The organism is Streptococcus sp. FSL R7-0212 (assembly GCF_038007985.1).
GTDB lineage: Bacteria > Bacillota > Bacilli > Lactobacillales > Streptococcaceae > Streptococcus > Streptococcus parauberis.
Genome location: NZ_JBBOYF010000001.1, coordinates 1,236,959 through 1,255,061 on the forward strand (window position 1 = coordinate 1,236,959; position 18,103 = coordinate 1,255,061).

Genomic DNA, 18,103 nt, shown 5'->3' on the forward strand with positions numbered 1-18,103 from the left:
AGAAAACTTCAACTTTTATTTACCACTAAAGACTGGGAATTTTGTATATTCGCCATAATCTGTTACATTGATTGCTTTTAGAATTGTCATATCCTTACTATCTACCGTGAAATCAAGTTTCATATTAGTCAACATATGATTTGGGTTAGTTGATTTTGGCAAGGCAACCATTCCCAATTGCATAACGTATTTGATACACAACTGAGCAGTTGACACCTGATACTTTTCGGCCATTTCTATAATTGTAGGGTTCTGTAATGCTTGACCATGTGCAATTGGTGAATAAGCTTCAAGAATAATATCTTCTTTTTGACAAAACTCGATTAAGTCAAATGGTGTATTTCCAATATGTGTTAAGATTTGATTTACGACTGGTTTAACTGTGCCATGTTTAAGAATGTTCTTCAAATCATTGATAAGGAAATTTGATACCCCAATCGATTTTACTTTTCCAGCTTTTTGAGCATCTTCAAGGGCTCGCCATGCTTCCATATTCCCTTTGTCATAGTTTTTATCCGTTTGACGCCATTCAGTCCATGGCTGTGGACTATGAATAATCATTAAATCTAGATAGTCTAAACCTAGCTTTTTTAAGGACTCATCTATTGATGCGGCTGCATCATCATAATTTTTATGTTCAGCTGCTACTTTACTAGTTACAAAAATCTCTTCACGAGGAATCCCGGATACGAAAATACCTTTTCCTACACCAGCTTCATTACCATATGCTTGTGCAGAATCTATATGACGGTAACCCAACTTTAAAGCTTGGGATACGACGGATTCAACATTCTCATCATTAATCATCCATGTTCCTAAACCTAAAACTGGGATGATTAACCCATTGTTCATTTTTACTGTCTCAACCATAATTAAACCTCCGTTATTAGTCTATTATAGCATTTGCCCCTTAGGGTCGGTCAACTATAAAACGTAAACCGGAGAAGCTCAACCTTTAAAACTTGTTTTAATATTAATATTAAGCACGTTTCTTTAAAATAGCACCAATTCGTCCTTGGATTTTTTCAGATACTTCTCTTTTACGGATACCAGTATAATCATGAATTAATTGTCTCATGGATTTAATCATGACAGCTTTATGAGCTTGGTCGATTGAACGTAAACTACTGAGAACTTGATAGAAATTGACAAAGGCTTTTTCATCAAAAGTAAAGGCATGGAGGCTTGTGATACCACTACTGATTAAAGCATCAAAAAACAAATCACAAACCATCTTTAATTCCTGTTTTGAAAGTTGTCTATTCCATTCTTTAAAAGTTAATTCTAAATTTCGACTAAGACTGCTTGGATGGGGAACAGTTACAAATTTCCCTTTAGCATCGACTTGCCAACTACTTGTTTTATGTTGCAAAACTCCAAAAGCACTACTTTTAACAATTTTAGGTGGAACATCACAATAGAGCATAACTCCAACCACTGATTCTTGTGGTCGAATAACAATCAGTTTTTTTCTAATTGATTGATAGCCTGGTCTCTCTAATAAATCTTCTGATAAGCCTGGTGAATCTAATAAATAAACTTTCTTAATTGCCTCTTGATAACTAGGAGTAATAAAACTCGTTCCATAAAGGGCTAGGGTGCCACCCTTGGAATGTCCAGATACAATGATTTGATCCTCAGGGTTTTCATCTAAGTAATTTTTTATAAAGGAAATGGCTGCGCGATGAGCTGGAATCTCACGCATATAGGTTAATTTAAAATCTTCTTTCCAGCCAATCAAACTGTCATCTGTCCCACGAAATACTACTTGAACGTAGTTAAGACTTTTGATTTTAAAGACCATGCCCGCAAACTGGCGTTCAAATTCAACGTCAATTTCATTAATATAATGTGAAAGAGCTAATTCTTTAAAGCGTTTTGATTGTCTAATAGCATGAAAAAGATTCAATCTTTCTTTTGTTATTAAATAATTATAAACGCTGTTTAATAGGTCTTTCTCATCATCCACTGTCAATTCTGACAAGTAGACATCCGATTGACTGGTAATTGTTTCTTTAACAACATCATCAAAGGATAAGTAACCAATTTCATTGATGGCTACAATATCTAATTCATTGATTGGTAAATCTTTAAAACTTTTATTTTTATTTTCTGTAATATAATCAACTAATGTCGGCAAAATTTCACCATCTTTCTACTTCTAATTTTCATTTTACCGAAGATAAGATTAAAAATCAAGTAAAGGAAAAGCCTTTAATCAAGGCTTTTTCACTATAATTTTCTCATTTTTCACAGATAACCATTAAAGAATACGTTCCATTTGGGTCTGCTGAGGTATAAAATCAAGACCTAGGTAAAAATCATAAGCAGACTTGTTGGCATTCCAAACATTCAGAGTAAGGTTATAACAACCATTTTCACGTGCTAAGTTCTCTGCGAAACTCATCAGTGCTTTTCCAACACCTTGTCCGCGACTAGCCTCAGAGACACATAAGTCTTCAACATAGAGGCTTTTATATGGCAAACGAACTGGTGAATCAGGAATTTTAAATTCTAGAAATAAATGACCAAGTATTTGTCCATTCTTATCTGCATAAACATAAATTGGTTTGTTTGGTTGGTCTAAGAGTTCTTCTAAACTTTTTCGATTGAATTTTCCTGAGCCTTCCTTAAAGATATCTGGTCGCACCTGATGATGAATCAAACAGATATCTTTCAAAAGGACCAAAATTCCTGGAATATCTGATTTTTCAGCTAAACGTATCATATTCTGTCTCCTATTTATTATAAAAGCTAGCGCAGTCCGTCCCATTCCGCATAGAACTGGTCAAGGTACTGCAAAAGAAAGTTATGTCTTTGCTCTGCCATTTGACGGCCAAAAGTGGTGTTCATTAAGTCTTTTAATTTAAGCAATTTTTCATAGAAATGCATAATGGCTGTATCTTGGCCATTTCGGTAATCCTCTGGAGTTAAATCTTGACGAGGCTGCATGTTGGGATCATGAATAAGACGCCCTTTGTGACCGGAATAGGCCATACATCTGGCTATCCCAATTGCTCCAATAGCATCTAGTCGGTCTGCATCCTGAACCACTTTGCCTTCGATGGTATCAAGAACTTTCCCTTGCCCACCTTTGAAAGACATGTTATCAATAATATAAAGGATTTCTTTACTCGTTTGTGGCTCCATTAAATGATTAGCCAGCCATTCAATTATTGCTTGACGTGCGGCTTCAGGGTCAGCATTTAATTTTTCATCAGCCATATCATGGAGTAAGGCTGCAAGTTGACAAACGAAGGAGTCCGCTCCTTCTGCTTCAGCTATGGTCTTAGCTGTATTTCGTACGCGCACAATGTGCCACCAATCATGACCACTTGATTCGCCATCAAGTTTGTTTTTCACCCACTTTTGCGCTTCTTTTAAAACAAGCTCTTTATCCATTATCTTCTCCACCATCAAATAAAGCCAAGTAATTACCATAGCCTTTTGCTGCCATTTCCTTATACGGAATGAATTGCAAAGCAGCCGAATTGATACAGTAGCGTAAACCACCTTTGTCACTGGGACCATCATTAAAGACATGACCCAGATGAGAATTAGCTTCCTTGCTTCGTATCTCTATCCGTCTCATCCCAAAAGATTGATCATCGTGGTGTGTCACCGCACGATTCTCGACTGGCTTAGAGAAAGCTGGCCAACCACAACCCGAATTAAATTTATCTAAAGAAGAAAAGAGGACCTGACCATTCACCACATCAACATAAATCCCCTTTTCAAAAAAATTATCATATCGACCAATAAAAGCAGGCTCAGTCGCCCCATTTTGCGTCACCTCAAAAGCTAGCTGACCAATGCGATTTACTAGTTCTTTTGAATTAATTTCATTTTTCATCAATTAATAACTCCATTTCTATACAGGGAAGTTCCTCACCCCAGATTAACAATTCGCGCTTATCAACAAAGCCAAGGAGATGATAAAATAATCTAGTCAATTTATAATTTATATCAGGATGCTTATCAGACAATGTTTTAACAATAATCCCCAAGTAGTTGTTTACTCTCGCATATTCAATCAAATTATTTATTAACTGCCTGCCTACTCCTCGTTTATGGTATATAGGCTTTACTCCCATTGCATCAATTTCTAGAAAATCATTTGATTCAATAATAGAAAGAAAACCTATTATTTCATCATTATCGTATGCAATAAGACAAGGTACAATACAAGCAGATTCAATGTAGGCTTGAGTAGATTGTTCGATTCCAAACCATTCAGGTAAGGTTCTTAAAACTTCACTTGAAGCTGTTTATTTATTTTATAATTCTTAGAACATATAATAGATACCATAACCATACCTTTCGAATCATTATTAATTTATTTTACCAAATTAAATAAGAAAGATGAACATTTTACTAGGGTCAGAAATATTCCATTTCAAAAATTAAGATCACTGAGAAACATTTCTATGTATTTAGACTGCTGATTTATTTTTTGTATTAGCTATAATTATTAAGTTTAAAAAGTCATAAATTATTAACTTAGAAATTTTTATTTAATAAACTCGTAAGTTTGACTATTAAAATTAAAGCTTAACTATTTTGTTTGCATAGTATTTAAAAAATTGTTAATTTCTTTACTTTTCTCAGTGGTATAATTATCTAAAATATCATGTTTTAAATTAATGGGAATTTTTTAGACGAGGCTGAAAAATTAAGCCTGGAATCCCTTGGATTTCTAAAACATTCATTCACCACAAATGAAAAGTACAAAAAAAGAAGACAAAGTACTTTGTCTTCTTTTTTAATAATAATAATTATTTCTTAGTATCATCATCCATTGATAGAACGCTTAGGAAGGCTTCCTGAGGTACTTCAACTGAACCGATGGCTTTCATGCGTTTTTTACCAGCTTTTTGCTTTTCTAAGAGTTTGCGTTTACGAGAAACGTCACCACCATAACATTTGGCCAGGACGTTTTTACGTAAGGCTTTGATGTCGGAGCGGGCCACGATTTTTTGGCCGATGGCTGCTTGGATTGGCACTTCAAATTGTTGGCGTGGAATGATTTTCTTTAATTTTTCAACAATGAGTTTTCCACGTTCATAAGCAAATTCGCGATGGACAATAAAGCTGAGGGCATCGACTTTTTCGGCGTTGAGGAGAATATCCATTTTCACTAATTGTGATTTGCGGTATTCGGAAATCTCATAATCAAAGCTGGCGTAGCCGCGAGTTGATGATTTGAGCTTGTCAAAGAAGTCAAAGACAATTTCTGCCAGAGGAATCTGATAGATAACATTGACGCGGTTGTCGTCGATATAATCCATGGTCACGAAATCGCCGCGCTTCCTTTGGGCTAATTCCATCACCGCCCCGACGAACTCCTGAGGCACCATGATTTGAGCTTTGACGTAAGGTTCTTCAATAGACTCAACCTTAGTTGGATCTGGGAACTCAGACGGATTTGAGACGCGTACCAAATCACCATCAGTGGTGTTGATTTGGTAGACTACCGACGGCGCTGTCATGATCAAATCGATGTTGAACTCACGCTCCAAACGCTCTTGGATAACGTCCATATGCAAGAGACCCAGGAATCCACAGCGGAAACCAAAGCCCAAGGCTTGAGAGGTTTCTGGCTCGAACTGCAAGCTGGCATCATTCAGCTGCAACTTCTCCAAAGCTTCCCGCAAGTCGTTGTACTTGTTAGACTCAATCGGGTAAAGGCCGGCAAAGACCATTGGGTTCATTTGTTTATAGCCGTGCAGGGCTTCAGCAGCGGGATTGGTTGCAAGCGTGATAGTATCACCCACGCGCGTATCAGCCACCGTCTTAATAGATGCGGCAATGTAACCAACGTCTCCGGTTGCTAAGAATTCACGACCCACTGTTTTCGGTGTAAAAATACCAACTTCGGTAACATCAAAGGTTTTACCATTTGACATCATCTGAATCTTATCACCAGGTTTAACAATACCATTGATTATCCGAACCTGTAAAATAACACCACGGTAGGCATCGTAAGCTGAGTCAAAAATCAGGGCTTGCAATGGGGCATCGACATCACCAGATGGTGCTGGAACCTTTTCAACAATCTGTTCCAAGATTTCTTCAATCCCAATACCAGCTTTAGCGGAAGCTAAAACAGCTTCAGAAGCATCAAGACCAATCACATCTTCAACTTCCTGACGAACCCGTTCAGGGTCAGCCGCAGGCAAGTCGATTTTATTAATAACTGGCAAGATTTCCAAGTCATTATCTAAGGCCAAATAGACATTAGCTAAGGTTTGTGCTTCAATCCCCTGAGCTGCATCAACAACCAAAACCGCTCCTTCACAGGCAGCCAGAGAACGCGATACCTCATAAGTAAAATCGACGTGACCAGGTGTGTCAATTAGATGAAGAATATAAGTCTCACCGTCTTTAGCAGTATAATTTAGTTCAATGGCATTTAATTTAATTGTAATCCCACGTTCACGTTCCAGGTCCATAGAGTCCAATAATTGGGCTTGCATTTCACGACTTGAAACTGTTTCAGTTTTTTCTAAAATTCTATCCGCGAGAGTTGATTTCCCATGATCAATATGGGCTATAATAGAGAAATTTCTAATTTTTTCTTGACGATTTTTAAGTTCTTGACTGTTCATTTTGGTTTCCTATACACATTTTTCAATTCATTATATTATATCAGAAAAGTATACTTCTAGCTAGATAAATAACATGAGCTTAATTGCTAATATGCTATAATCTCGTAATATAAATGAAATTAACATTATTTAATATATTGCAACAATTTAAGATATCATTTACATTTTTATGATATATTAATAGAATGAAAACATTAAATCTCACGGGAGAGAGATTTGGTCGCTTGACAGTTCTTGCTAAAACAAGCAAAAGAGCTGGAAACAATGAAATTGTCTATATTTGTAAATGTATCTGTGGCAATATCATTGAATCCTACACATCTCTTTTGCGACGTGGTAAAACACGTTCATGTGGATGTTTACAAAAAGATACACGTCTGTCTGACTTAAGCACCCTTAATCAAAAGAAGACTTTTGTTGATGGTGTTGAAATGGACATGTTTACTAATCGCCAGAATAAAAATAATACCACTGGTTATAAAGGTGTCTACAAGCATCACAAAGGTTATATTGGTCGTATCTGTGTCAAAGGTCAGCATCACAGTGGTCCGCTACGGGCAACCAAAGATGAAGCTTATCAAGATCGTTTAAACTTGGAAGATAAATACCTTCCTAAAATAGATACAAAAAAAGAATAGTCGCTCAGTTTTCAAATTTTGAAAATGTCAGAGCAGACTATTTTTTTATTTTTGATCTAATTCATGATTACCAAACCATAAATCAATTTCTCTAAGCGCTGCTTCAGGAGAATCAGAACCGTGGACCACGTTTTCCATACCCCCAGTATCCCCGGGTGCTTGCGCAAAATCACCACGAATTGTACCTGGTAAAGCATCCTTTGGATTAGTAACGCCCATCATAGTTCTCCAAGAAGAGACAACACGATTCCCAGAAATAATTCCAATTAAAATTGGACCCTTTGTCATATAAGCTTCCAACTCTGGATAGAAAGGCTTTTCAACCAAAGCACTATAATGCTGTTTTAGTAATTCTGGACTCGCTTGACAGAGTTCCAATTTCTCCAAGTTGAAACCACGACGTTCAATCCTGTACAAAACCTGACCAATCAAACCACGTTCAATACCATCAGGTTTAATCATAAAAAATGTTTTTTCCATTAGAAGATCTCCTCTTATTTTTTCTCATTATAGCACATATGTAAGGGCTTGCAAAGAAAAAACTAGGATCATTTGTTAATTAACCAGAAGCCTTTATTTTACAAGCTTTTTACAGAAATTTTGCAAAGAAAATTAATGAAAATAGTGCTTTTTAAATTTATATTCTAGCCAAAAAACATAATAAATATTCAAAAAAAATCCTAGTTTGGATATTATGACAAAAATTTTCCAAAACCATACAAAAAGCCATTTTCATAAAAAATGGCCTTTATGATAACAGCTTTCACTTGAGTGATAATTTAATGATTTCCCAAAGGACCGCAACCCAGTAAAATGACAAAAAGAATCGTCCCAAGGAAAAAGACAATACAAAATGCAATGACTATCATTTGGATAAGCAGATCAAGCAAGTGGATACCTCATAAAATAGGCAAAAAGGACTTTAATAAACAACAAATCTAAGACTACAAAAACTTATTAACATAATGGATTTGGAATCATTCAAAATAACATAGCTCTAAAACATACATAGTTATTAGGATGTGCTTTGATGTGTTTTGGAATCATTCAAAATAACATAGCTCTAAAACGATAAACCTTTGATAACTACTGTATGCCCCGTTTTGGAATCATTCAAAATAACATAGCTCTAAAACCTAACATAAATGCCGCTCCTACATCTTATAGTTTTGGAATCATTCAAAATAACATAGCTCTAAAACTTGCTGATTATGTTACTTAAGTCAGACAACGTTTTGGAATCATTCAAAATAACATAGCTCTAAAACACCCATTCCGGTTCGTTCATTTTTTCCACCGTTTTGGAATCATTCAAAATAACATAGCTCTAAAACGAAGCCTATTTTGCAGAGATTGAAGAAGAAGGTTTTGGAATCATTCAAAATAACATAGCTCTAAAACAACTTTTTTATTATTGTAAAACTTTATTTGGTTTTGGAATCATTCAAAATAACATAGCTCTAAAACAACTTTTTTATTATTGTAAAACTTTATTTGGTTTTGGAATCATTCAAAATAACATAGCTCTAAAACAGCATGTCAATTCTTGAAAAGAAGATTATGGTTTTGGAATCATTCAAAATAACATAGCTCTAAAACCCAACCATTACCATTCCTGATTGCGAACGAGTTTTGGAATCATTCAAAATAACATAGCTCTAAAACAGTTAAATAACATGAAACTAAAAATAAAACGTTTTGGAATCATTCAAAATAACATAGCTCTAAAACAACTCTTCAAAAATATCAGCTAACTTCAAAGTTTTGGAATCATTCAAAATAACATAGCTCTAAAACTTGCAGCATCTGTTTTCATATCCTGAAAATGTTTTGGAATCATTCAAAATAACATAGCTCTAAAACAGAAGAAGATAAGTTCAGAGTATTTTTTGAGTTTTGGAATCATTCAAAATAACATAGCTCTAAAACAAAGCTATTAGGACAAGAAATTGACAAACTGTTTTGGAATCATTCAAAATAACATAGCTCTAAAACTGCTTGAATCATAATACTTCCAGTTCCTGCTGTTTTGGAATCATTCAAAATAACATAGCTCTAAAACAGAAGATGAAATCCCTATTGCTGGTGAAGGGTTTTGGAATCATTCAAAATAACATAGCTCTAAAACAGTAGTTCTGATTTTTTGATATTAAATATCGTTTTGGAATCATTCAAAATAACATAGCTCTAAAACCATAATCATATGTAGCTCCACCAACGCGAAGCTTTGGAATCATTCAAAATAACATAGCTCTAAAACTTACGTTCATATTCCCATTTGTGTTCTGTTTGTTTTGGAATCATTCAAAATAACATAGCTCTAAAACATTATATACAAAACTGTTCAATTTTGTTCAGTTTTGGAATCATTCAAAATAACATAGCTCTAAAACACGTGATCAAGTATGATTGCTTGTTTATCAGTTTTGGAATCATTCAAAATAACATAGCTCTAAAACAGAATAAAGAAGCATTATCTAAAGGAATGAGTTTTGGAATCATTCAAAATAACATAGCTCTAAAACCTGGAGTCTGTAACAGTCGCTCTGACAGTAGTTTTGGAATCATTCAAAATAACATAGCTCTAAAACAAGCACACAGAAACCGATTGCAAAATACTCGTTTTGGAATCATTCAAAATAACATAGCTCTAAAACGCCCTCTGTGCCATATCCATTAAATAAGGTGTTTTGGAATCATTCAAAATAACATAGCTCTAAAACTGACGGTGTGGCACACTCCACGTCTTACAAGTTTTGGAATCATTCAAAATAACATAGCTCTAAAACAGTTATTATCTAGCCTAGCAACATTTGAGTGTTTTGGAATCATTCAAAATAACATAGCTCTAAAACGTAAATCGTGTTACTTTAAATCCTTGCGACGTTTTGGAATCATTCAAAATAACATAGCTCTAAAACGATATTGTCGTAAACTCTTGGAATATCCAGGTTTTGGAATCATTCAAAATAACATAGCTCTAAAACTGATAAGTATAATTCCACTATCAAAATTCAGTTTTGGAATCATTCAAAATAACATAGCTCTAAAACGTGTGACCAAATGGATGATTACTTGTCGCGTTTTGGAATCATTCAAAATAACATAGCTCTAAAACTGACGTCCGTCTTTATCTTTTGAATTGACGTTTTGGAATCATTCAAAATAACATAGCTCTAAAACCTATCACTATTACTATAAAAATTAGTCAATGTTTTGGAATCATTCAAAATAACATAGCTCTAAAACGCCGTAATGATACGAAAGGTTGCGATAGTTGTTTTGGAATCATTCAAAATAACATAGCTCTAAAACTGTATAAACAGTTTTTTCTCCATATATAAAGTTTTGGAATCATTCAAAATAACATAGCTCTAAAACCTCGTGGAATAATTTTTCCAAAAGATTTCGTAATCGCGCTACTCATCTTAGCAGGACTTCAACTTTGAAAGATACCTATTTCGGGAATCCATTCTACTACTATTATACCACTTTAGGAGACATAAGAAAGAAATCTTGATCTAAAATATATTGAGGAAAATCATATAATTTCCGTGGTTCTAAAAATAAAACAGATTGATTCGACAATGAGATGTATTCAAACAATTGTTCTACTTCTTCCTTGCTCAAGTAGGAACCGGTATTGATAAAAACGAGCAATTTTTTCTTGTTTAAGTATTTATACACCTGTAGAATTTCAAGACATTTTTCAAAAATTGTGTCACTTTGTGTTTCAAATTTGACACCCAATGCTTTGATTAATTCGAGTACTGTTATTTCATCATATTCCAAATCAAGTTCACTTTCCAAACATTCAAAAGCAATTAGTTCTGTAATAGTCGCAGCAAGTTTATCGACCATTGATTTAACTTCTGGTTTTTCGTTCAATTGATTTTCTAAATCAGCATGAATAAGTTTTAAAAGCGATGGTGCATTAATATCATAACCTAAAATATCTGTAACAAGCATAATTTCAGTTTCTTTAATTGATTTTAGTTTTTCATCAAATAATTTCAACAAATCATTTTCTGAATACTGATAAAAATGTTTAACCAAAGTTGAAAAAACAGTAACATTTTCCACAGTAAAGACAGTATGTGATTCAATTAATATTGGTCCTTCTAAAATAGGAAAATTAAGTTTTATCTTCATATTCCTCACCTAAAAAAACAATTCGATTATCAGAATTTGCAAAACTTGTATCTCGATAGCCACTTAAGTATATCATGCGAGCAAACTGTTTTTCAGTAACCGTTAAAAGAGTTATATTACCACTTTTAGGATTATTTTCTTGCAACCTATTAATCATGGCGGTATTGGCACTATTATTTAGCAACAATTTACTATAAACCGAAAATTGATGCATAATAAAACCTTCACTAATAAGAAATTTTCTAAACTTACGATATGCCTTTCGTTCATCAGCTGTATCAGTTGGCATATCAAACATAAGCAACATTCGCATATACCTATAACTCATATCCTAAACTCAGGAACTCCTTTCCCATGATTATTGAGCGATTTAACAACCTTTTTAGTGTAATCACTGACAATATTAGTCAAATACATCTCTTTACTATTGTATTGATAAGTATTTGAGAAAATTGAAAAGAGGTGACGTTTTATTTGAACAAAACTAACGCTTCTATTTTCATAAACAATTTGGTCAATTATAGGACGAAACGGTTCCATAATATCACTGGCAAAGTTGAACTGGTTGAATTGATTAGAATGCTTCAAACCAAACTGAGTCATACAGCCAGATACAACAAGCTCACGCGCAAACATACTTAAAAGTAATGTATACCCATAATCTAAACCTGCATTAATATTATTATCTTGCTCCCTAGAAAAATCATTACCAAAAAGTGTATTAAAATAGATACGAGCAGCATGCCCTTCTCTATTTGAGGGATCATACTTTTCCAAACCATGGTATAAATCCATTATGGACTGCGATTTTTCATAAAAGCCAGAGGTACCTAAAAAAAGACTTTGATTGATTATTTTCTGTGCAATAATAGTAGTCCAAACTTCTGCTTTTAATTCTTCATTCCATAAAATTTGTTTAGACAACTGTAAACTGGAATCATGTCGACCATAATAAGGTGTCAATAAAGCTGTAGGTAATCGTTTATCATCACAAAAAATCACTAAAATATTTTCATCAACTAATCTTTTAATTAACATTGTCGATAATACAATATCTGTTGTTTCCAATAATAAGATGTCAATCTCTGACAAGTGAATCATTTCTGTCCGAGAAGCATCCTTAAAAATTAGATGATTACTCTTATAAGTTAGTTTGGAATGTGTATTGACAATAACTGTACGCCACCCCATCAGTCTCCTCCAATTTTACTCAAATCAATACGTGTTTCATAAAGACCAGTAATAGATTGACGAATTAAAGTACTGTTTAGAATCTCAGTTGAAGAAGTATATCGTTTTCTATCAATATCAACATTAAAGAACTTGAGTGTAGCAGGTGCTCCTAAGCCCGTAAATGTGAAAAGATTTAACATATTTGTTGCTTGTTCTTCAATGCTAAATTGATTTTTTTCATTATAAAGGGTTAGAATTTTTTCTAAATTAGCATCTGCTAATATGTATCTTCTAGAAAAATCAGCAATAATATCCTTTATTTCATCAAAATAATGCAGGTGACTCTCAACAAAATGCCTATGCTTTTCTCTATCTTCCTCTTTTCCAGAGAATGATGTATAGCGAGATGCTAAATATAAAAATTGGATATATTTGTTAGGTAATGAGAGTTCATTCCCTTTTTGCAATTCTTTTGCACTTGCTAAAAGACGTTTTCTTCCATTTTCTAATTCAAAGAGACTAAATTTAGGTAATTTAATAATGAGACTCTCTTGTATGTCTTGATAGCCTTTCTTTTCAAGGAAAGTAATACGATCTTTTTCAAATTCATTTTGCTCCATAATTGTTATTCCAACTAATTCTTTAACTGATTTTGTTTTTTGGCTCTTCCCTTTTGTAACTTTAGCAACAACTAATACAGAATAGGCAATAATTGGACTGCCAAAACCACCATATTTTTTTGGATCCCAATTGTTTTTCCGTGGAATCAATTTATCAGAATCACGTTTTGACAAAATAGATTCTTTAGAAAAACCACCTGTCTGGACTTCAGTTTTCTTAACCACGTTAATTTGCGGTATTGATAAAACTTTTCGAATTGTTTTTATATCTTTGACTTTATCCCAAACAATTTCTCCAGTTTCTGTATTAGTTTCAATTTGTGGTCTGGTTATAACCGTACCATCAGCAAGTCTAACTTCTTTTTTAAAGAAATTCATAATATTGGAATAAAAGAACATTTTTGCGGTCGCTTTACCTAGAGATGTATCACTTTTCACTACCAAGCTAGCCAAATCATAATGCTTATAGTCTCCATAAACAAATTCTGCCTCAAGTTTTGGATATTTTTTCAAAAGTGCTGTTCCAACGACAGCATTGAGATAAGCGTCATGTGCATGGTGATAATCATTTACTTCGCGTATTTTATAAAAGCCGAATTCTTTCCGAAAATCGGATACCATTTTTGATTTAAGAGTAATAATTTTAACAGGCCTTTTATTTTTAGAACTATCATCTACATTATTGTTAAAACGGTTATTTAAAATTTGTGCAACATGCTTGGTAATTTGTCTGGTTTCAACTAACTGCCGCTTAATAAACCCAGCCTTATCATATTCAGATAATCCACCTCGTTCTGCTTTAGTCAAGTTATCAAATTTTCTTTGTGAAATAGCACCACTTTTTAATTGATGCTGCCAATAAGATTTCATCTTATTTACAATAGCAATATATGGAACATTATCAGATTTTCCTCTGTTAGATTCTTGTGATGTTAAGACAATATTGTCAATGGAATTATCTTTTATAAAACTTTGAGGAATAATATGATCGATATCATATTGACTAAGTCGATCGAAATCTAAGTCTTTCCCAGTATACATATCTTTACCATCTTGTAAGAGATATAAATAAACTCTATCACTTTGTAATTGAGCATTACTTATTTCATGCTCTTTTAATATCTTACTTCCTATATTTTTATGTACTTCTTCTAATTTACGTAATCTCTCACGAGAGTTATTGATTCCTCTTTGAGTAGACTGATTTTCCCTTGCCATTTCAATAACAATATTAGACGGCTCATATCCCATAACCTTAACAACTTCATCAACAATCTTAACACTTTGGAGAATGCCTTTTTTAATGGCAGGACTACCTGCTAAGTTTGCAATAGTTTCTTCAAGTTTTTCACTTTTAATTGTCTTTTCCTGGGCTTCTTTGATGATAGATGCAAAATCTAAAGATGGATCATTTATTAATTGCATGAAATTGCGATTGGCTTGTCCATCTTCTATTAGAAAGTCAAGTATTGTTTTACCTGTTTGCTTATCTCTTATACCATTAATTAATTTTTGAGATAAACGACCCCAACCTGTATAATGGCGTTTTTTCAATTTTTTCAAAATTGACGGGTCAAAAATAGACTCATATTTGGATAACCGCTTGGCAATCATCTTTTCATCTTCAAAGAGTGTCAGTGTTAAAACAATATCCTCAAGACTATCTTGATTTTGCTCATCATCTAAAATTTTTTGATTTTTTATTATATTTAATAAGTCATGATAAGTTCCTAATGAGGCGTTGAATTTGTCTTCTACACCGGAAATTGTGATAGAGTCCAAACACCGGATTTTATTAAAATAGTTTTCTTTTAATTGTTTTACGGTGACTTTTCTTTCCTTTTTGAAAAGATTTGATACAATCTCAATTTTTTCTTCAGAAGATAGAAATTCTGGTTTTCGCATTCCTTCAGCCTGGTATTTTACCTTTGTTAGTTCATTATAAACTGTAAACATCTCATACAAAAGACTGTGTTTCGGTAATACTTTTTCCTCTGGAAGATAGGTATCAAAATTGGTCATTCGTTCTATGAAGACTTTCGCAGATGCTTCTTGTTCAACAACTTCCTCAAAATTCCATGGTGTAATAGATTCATTAGAACGTCGTTTAACCCATGCAAATGAACTATTTCCGTTTGCCAAAGGACCGACAAAATATGGAATCCTAAAAGTAAAAATTTTTTCAATTCTAACTTGTTTATCTTTTAGAAATGGATAGTATTTTTCTTGACGTCGAATTATAGATTTAAGCTCATTCAAATGAATTTGATGAGGTATGGAGCCATTATCAAAAGTTCTTTGTTTCCTTAGAAAATCTTCTCTTTCAAGTTTTGAAATAAGACTTTCAGCACCCTTTAATTTCGAAAGAATTGGTTTGATATACTTATAAAAATCCTCTTGACTTGTTTTTCCATTAATATATCCTGCATATCCATTTTTATCTTTGATATCAAAGATTTCCTTGTACTTTTCTGGAAGCTGCACTTTAACCAATTTTTTCAAAAGTTTTAAATCATCTTGATGCTCATTAAAGCGTTGTACCATTGATGCTGATAAAGGAGCTTTCGTATTTACCCCTTTCACGGTCAAAATATCTGATAATAAAATAGCATCTGATAAATTTTTAGCTGCAATGAAGAGGTCTGCATATTGATCTCCAATCTGAGCCAATAAATTATCAAGATCTTCTTCAAAACTCTCTTTCGAAATTTGAAGTTTTGCATCTTCAGATAATTCAAAATTGGCTTTAAAATTAGGCGTTAATCCCAAAGATAAAGATATCAAATTGCCAAAAAGTGTATTTTTCTTTTGGTTAGGAATTTTAGCAATGAGATTCTCCAATCTACGTGATTTACTCATTTTTTCCGTCAGTATGACAGTAGCATCAATAGTTTGCGTGTCAATTTTATCATCTTCAAACATGAGATTATAAGTATCGACTAATTTTAAAAACAATGCATTGACATCTGTATTTTGGGAATCTAAATCTCCTTCAATTAAAAAATGGCCTCTAAATTTAATAATATGTGCAAGAGCTAGGTAAATCAACCGTAAATCAGCCTTTTCATCACTATCTGCTAATTTTTTTCTCAAATGATAGATTGTTGGATAGTTTTTATGATAATCCACTTCATCCTTAATATTCCCAAAAATGGGATGACGATCATCATTTTTATCGTCAGGAACTAAGAAGGAGTCCTTTATACGTTGGAAGAATGCAGAATCAATTTTTGACATTTCATCATCAAAAATACTCTGCAAGTACTTAATACGATTTATTCTTCTAGTATATCTTCTTCTAGCAGTTCTCTTCAAGCGTCTTGCTTCAGCAGTTTCACCGCTATCAAACAAGAGTGTTCCAATCATATTTTTTTTAACAGTCTGACGGTCTGTATTTCCCAAAACCTTCATTTTTTTTGCAGGAACCTTATAATCATCAGTAATAACAGCCCATCCGACACTATTTGTACCGATGTCAAGTCCTATAGAATATGACTTTTTCATAATAATCTCCTTTGATTATGATATCGTTTTCATTATAGGTCGAAATTATCTAAAAATCAACCTTAAAAACGTATTTAAAATTAATTGAAGTAGAAATATTGTAAGAATTATTAACTCAATTATTTTTTTAAACGTCTTTATTTTTTTATTTATTAACCTTCTTTTCATTTCAATAATTCCTTATAACACAATATGTTTTATTGTATCATGAGGATTTAAATTATGAAATTTTTTTATTAAATATTAATTGTCAAATTAAGTTAGACAATTCCTCTTTGCATATGTGACTCAAGAATACTTCTATTGGTGTTTTATAGTTTAATGATTTTCGAGGGATATTATTTCTTTTCGATGCAATAGATTGGATAAAAGATTCATCAACTTCGTTGAAATCCATTTGCTTTGGTAAACCATCTTTACGTAATAAACCATTAGAGTTTTCATTTAACCCTCTTTGTGATGGTGTACCAGGATCTGCAAAATAGATATCAATATCATTTATATTACTGATTGATTTCCAATTTGAAAATTCCTTTCCACAATCAAAAGTCATTGATTTGAATAGATGCTTAGGTACAGATTGCATCCATTGGTTCAAACGATTTTCAATATCTATAGCTCGTCTGCCTTCTGGCTGAAGAGTGATGATTACTTTAGATAATCGCTCAACGAGGGTAATAACAGCACTTTTGTGCTTTTTACCCACAATAGTATCCCCTTCAAGGTGGCCAAATTCTTGATTGAATTTAGAATAATCATTTCCTCTGTCACGAAGTGATCGACGAAAAGATTGTTTTCCCCGAGTTTCTTTGTGTCCGTTGGCTTTACGTTTTCCTTTCATAGGTAGGTGAGTCACTTCAAATACGCCTTGTTTAAACATACGATAAAGTGTACGCATAGAACAAGAAATAGAAAACTCTGCACGGCCAACAATCACATCAGGTGTCCAACCTTGAACAACCCTCTTTTGAATATATTCTGTTTGTTCATCTGATAAGACAATAGGACGTCTGCCACAGCGAGTTTTATTCTTCTTGTATTGATTGAAATAATCTAGAGCATTGTGCCCTGTTTTGAAAAATTGGTAAACTTTATGAATCGTTTGTCTAGATCTATTCAGTAGTACTGCGGTTTTGGCTACAGATTGATGATTATTATAATACGCCTCTATCATTGCAAGTTCATTTGATGTAAGATGGGTATAGGTCATTTGTCTTCACTCCTTATAATTCTTTTGCGGGAACTATCTTGAGTGTAGCACAAATGACTTTTTTATTTGTCTAGCTTAATTTTACAATCGGCGAAACTAAAAGTATTGTGTTATAGTTTTAGTGTTATTTTTGTTTTTTCTCTTGACTATTTGATCCAGAAGTTGTATCATAATGGTGTTGGAATCATTCAAAACAAC

Annotated in this window: 14 protein-coding genes and 1 CRISPR repeat array; of the genes, 1 reads left to right on the forward strand and 13 read right to left on the reverse strand. The window is 33.2% G+C overall.

Annotated elements, in window-relative coordinates:
- Nucleotides 1–15: 15 nt before the first annotated feature.
- From MKY69_RS06355 to lepA, 7 genes are all read right to left on the reverse strand, one after another.
- Nucleotides 16–870 (reverse strand): aldo/keto reductase, encoded by an 855-nt coding sequence (locus tag MKY69_RS06355; RefSeq protein WP_003107086.1) that lies wholly within the window; start codon nucleotides 868–870, stop codon nucleotides 16–18.
- A 109-nt stretch (nucleotides 871–979) separates the two neighbouring features.
- Nucleotides 980–2,140 carry an Mbeg1-like protein gene (locus MKY69_RS06360; protein ID WP_062806532.1) on the reverse strand — a complete coding sequence of 387 codons (1,161 nt, stop codon included), beginning with the start codon at nucleotides 2,138–2,140 and terminating at the stop codon, nucleotides 980–982.
- Between the two features lie 123 nt (nucleotides 2,141–2,263).
- Nucleotides 2,264–2,728, reverse strand: coding sequence for a GNAT family N-acetyltransferase (locus MKY69_RS06365; RefSeq protein ID WP_003107089.1), 465 nt, complete (start codon nucleotides 2,726–2,728; stop codon nucleotides 2,264–2,266).
- Nucleotides 2,729–2,754: 26 nt separating this feature from the next.
- Nucleotides 2,755–3,402, reverse strand: a complete 648-nt coding sequence (locus tag MKY69_RS06370) for an HD domain-containing protein (protein ID WP_003104008.1) — start codon at nucleotides 3,400–3,402, stop codon at nucleotides 2,755–2,757.
- Nucleotides 3,395–3,853: a peptide-methionine (R)-S-oxide reductase MsrB gene (msrB, locus tag MKY69_RS06375; RefSeq protein ID WP_041828444.1), complete on the reverse strand. Its 459-nt coding sequence runs from the start codon at nucleotides 3,851–3,853 to the stop codon at nucleotides 3,395–3,397. Before msrB ends, MKY69_RS06370 begins: the two co-directional genes overlap by 8 nt.
- The gene (locus MKY69_RS06380; protein ID WP_311201949.1) at nucleotides 3,843–4,223 is read right to left on the reverse strand and encodes a GNAT family N-acetyltransferase; all 381 of its coding nucleotides are present in this window, start codon (nucleotides 4,221–4,223) and stop codon (nucleotides 3,843–3,845) included. Before MKY69_RS06380 ends, msrB begins: the two co-directional genes overlap by 11 nt.
- A 552-nt stretch (nucleotides 4,224–4,775) precedes the next feature.
- Nucleotides 4,776–6,608, reverse strand: coding sequence for a translation elongation factor 4 (gene lepA, locus MKY69_RS06385; RefSeq protein WP_003107093.1), 1,833 nt, complete (start codon nucleotides 6,606–6,608; stop codon nucleotides 4,776–4,778).
- Between the two features lie 185 nt (nucleotides 6,609–6,793).
- Between lepA and MKY69_RS06390 the strand changes: the two genes are divergently transcribed.
- Nucleotides 6,794–7,246 (forward strand): hypothetical protein, encoded by a 453-nt coding sequence (locus MKY69_RS06390; protein WP_003107095.1) that lies wholly within the window; start codon nucleotides 6,794–6,796, stop codon nucleotides 7,244–7,246.
- A gap of 45 nt (nucleotides 7,247–7,291) precedes the next feature.
- Here MKY69_RS06390 and ndk read toward each other — a convergent pair whose 3' ends face one another.
- From ndk to MKY69_RS06420, 6 genes are all read right to left on the reverse strand, one after another.
- Nucleotides 7,292–7,726, reverse strand: coding sequence for a nucleoside-diphosphate kinase (gene ndk / locus MKY69_RS06395; RefSeq protein WP_003107097.1), 435 nt, complete (start codon nucleotides 7,724–7,726; stop codon nucleotides 7,292–7,294).
- Between the two features lie 488 nt (nucleotides 7,727–8,214).
- A CRISPR array of direct repeats spans nucleotides 8,215–10,627; the repeat unit is 36 nt; unit sequence GTTTTGGAATCATTCAAAATAACATAGCTCTAAAAC.
- 102 nt (nucleotides 10,628–10,729) lie between these two features.
- The gene (gene csn2, locus MKY69_RS06400) at nucleotides 10,730–11,398 is read right to left on the reverse strand and encodes a type II-A CRISPR-associated protein Csn2 (protein WP_003107099.1); all 669 of its coding nucleotides are present in this window, start codon (nucleotides 11,396–11,398) and stop codon (nucleotides 10,730–10,732) included.
- Nucleotides 11,382–11,726 (reverse strand): CRISPR-associated endonuclease Cas2, encoded by a 345-nt coding sequence (gene cas2, locus MKY69_RS06405; protein WP_037621903.1) that lies wholly within the window; start codon nucleotides 11,724–11,726, stop codon nucleotides 11,382–11,384. Before cas2 ends, csn2 begins: the two co-directional genes overlap by 17 nt.
- Nucleotides 11,723–12,589, reverse strand: a complete 867-nt coding sequence (gene cas1 / locus MKY69_RS06410; protein WP_340791187.1) for a type II CRISPR-associated endonuclease Cas1 — start codon at nucleotides 12,587–12,589, stop codon at nucleotides 11,723–11,725. The genes cas2 and cas1 overlap by 4 nt, the downstream gene beginning before the upstream one ends.
- Nucleotides 12,589–16,695, reverse strand: a complete 4,107-nt coding sequence (gene cas9 / locus MKY69_RS06415; protein WP_340791188.1) for a type II CRISPR RNA-guided endonuclease Cas9 — start codon at nucleotides 16,693–16,695, stop codon at nucleotides 12,589–12,591. Before cas9 ends, cas1 begins: the two co-directional genes overlap by 1 nt.
- Nucleotides 16,696–16,945: 250 nt before the next feature.
- Complete coding sequence (locus tag MKY69_RS06420) at nucleotides 16,946–17,905, reverse strand: IS30-like element IS1062 family transposase (RefSeq protein ID WP_002360751.1); 960 nt, start codon at nucleotides 17,903–17,905, stop codon at nucleotides 16,946–16,948.
- Nucleotides 17,906–18,103: the final 198 nt, after the last annotated feature.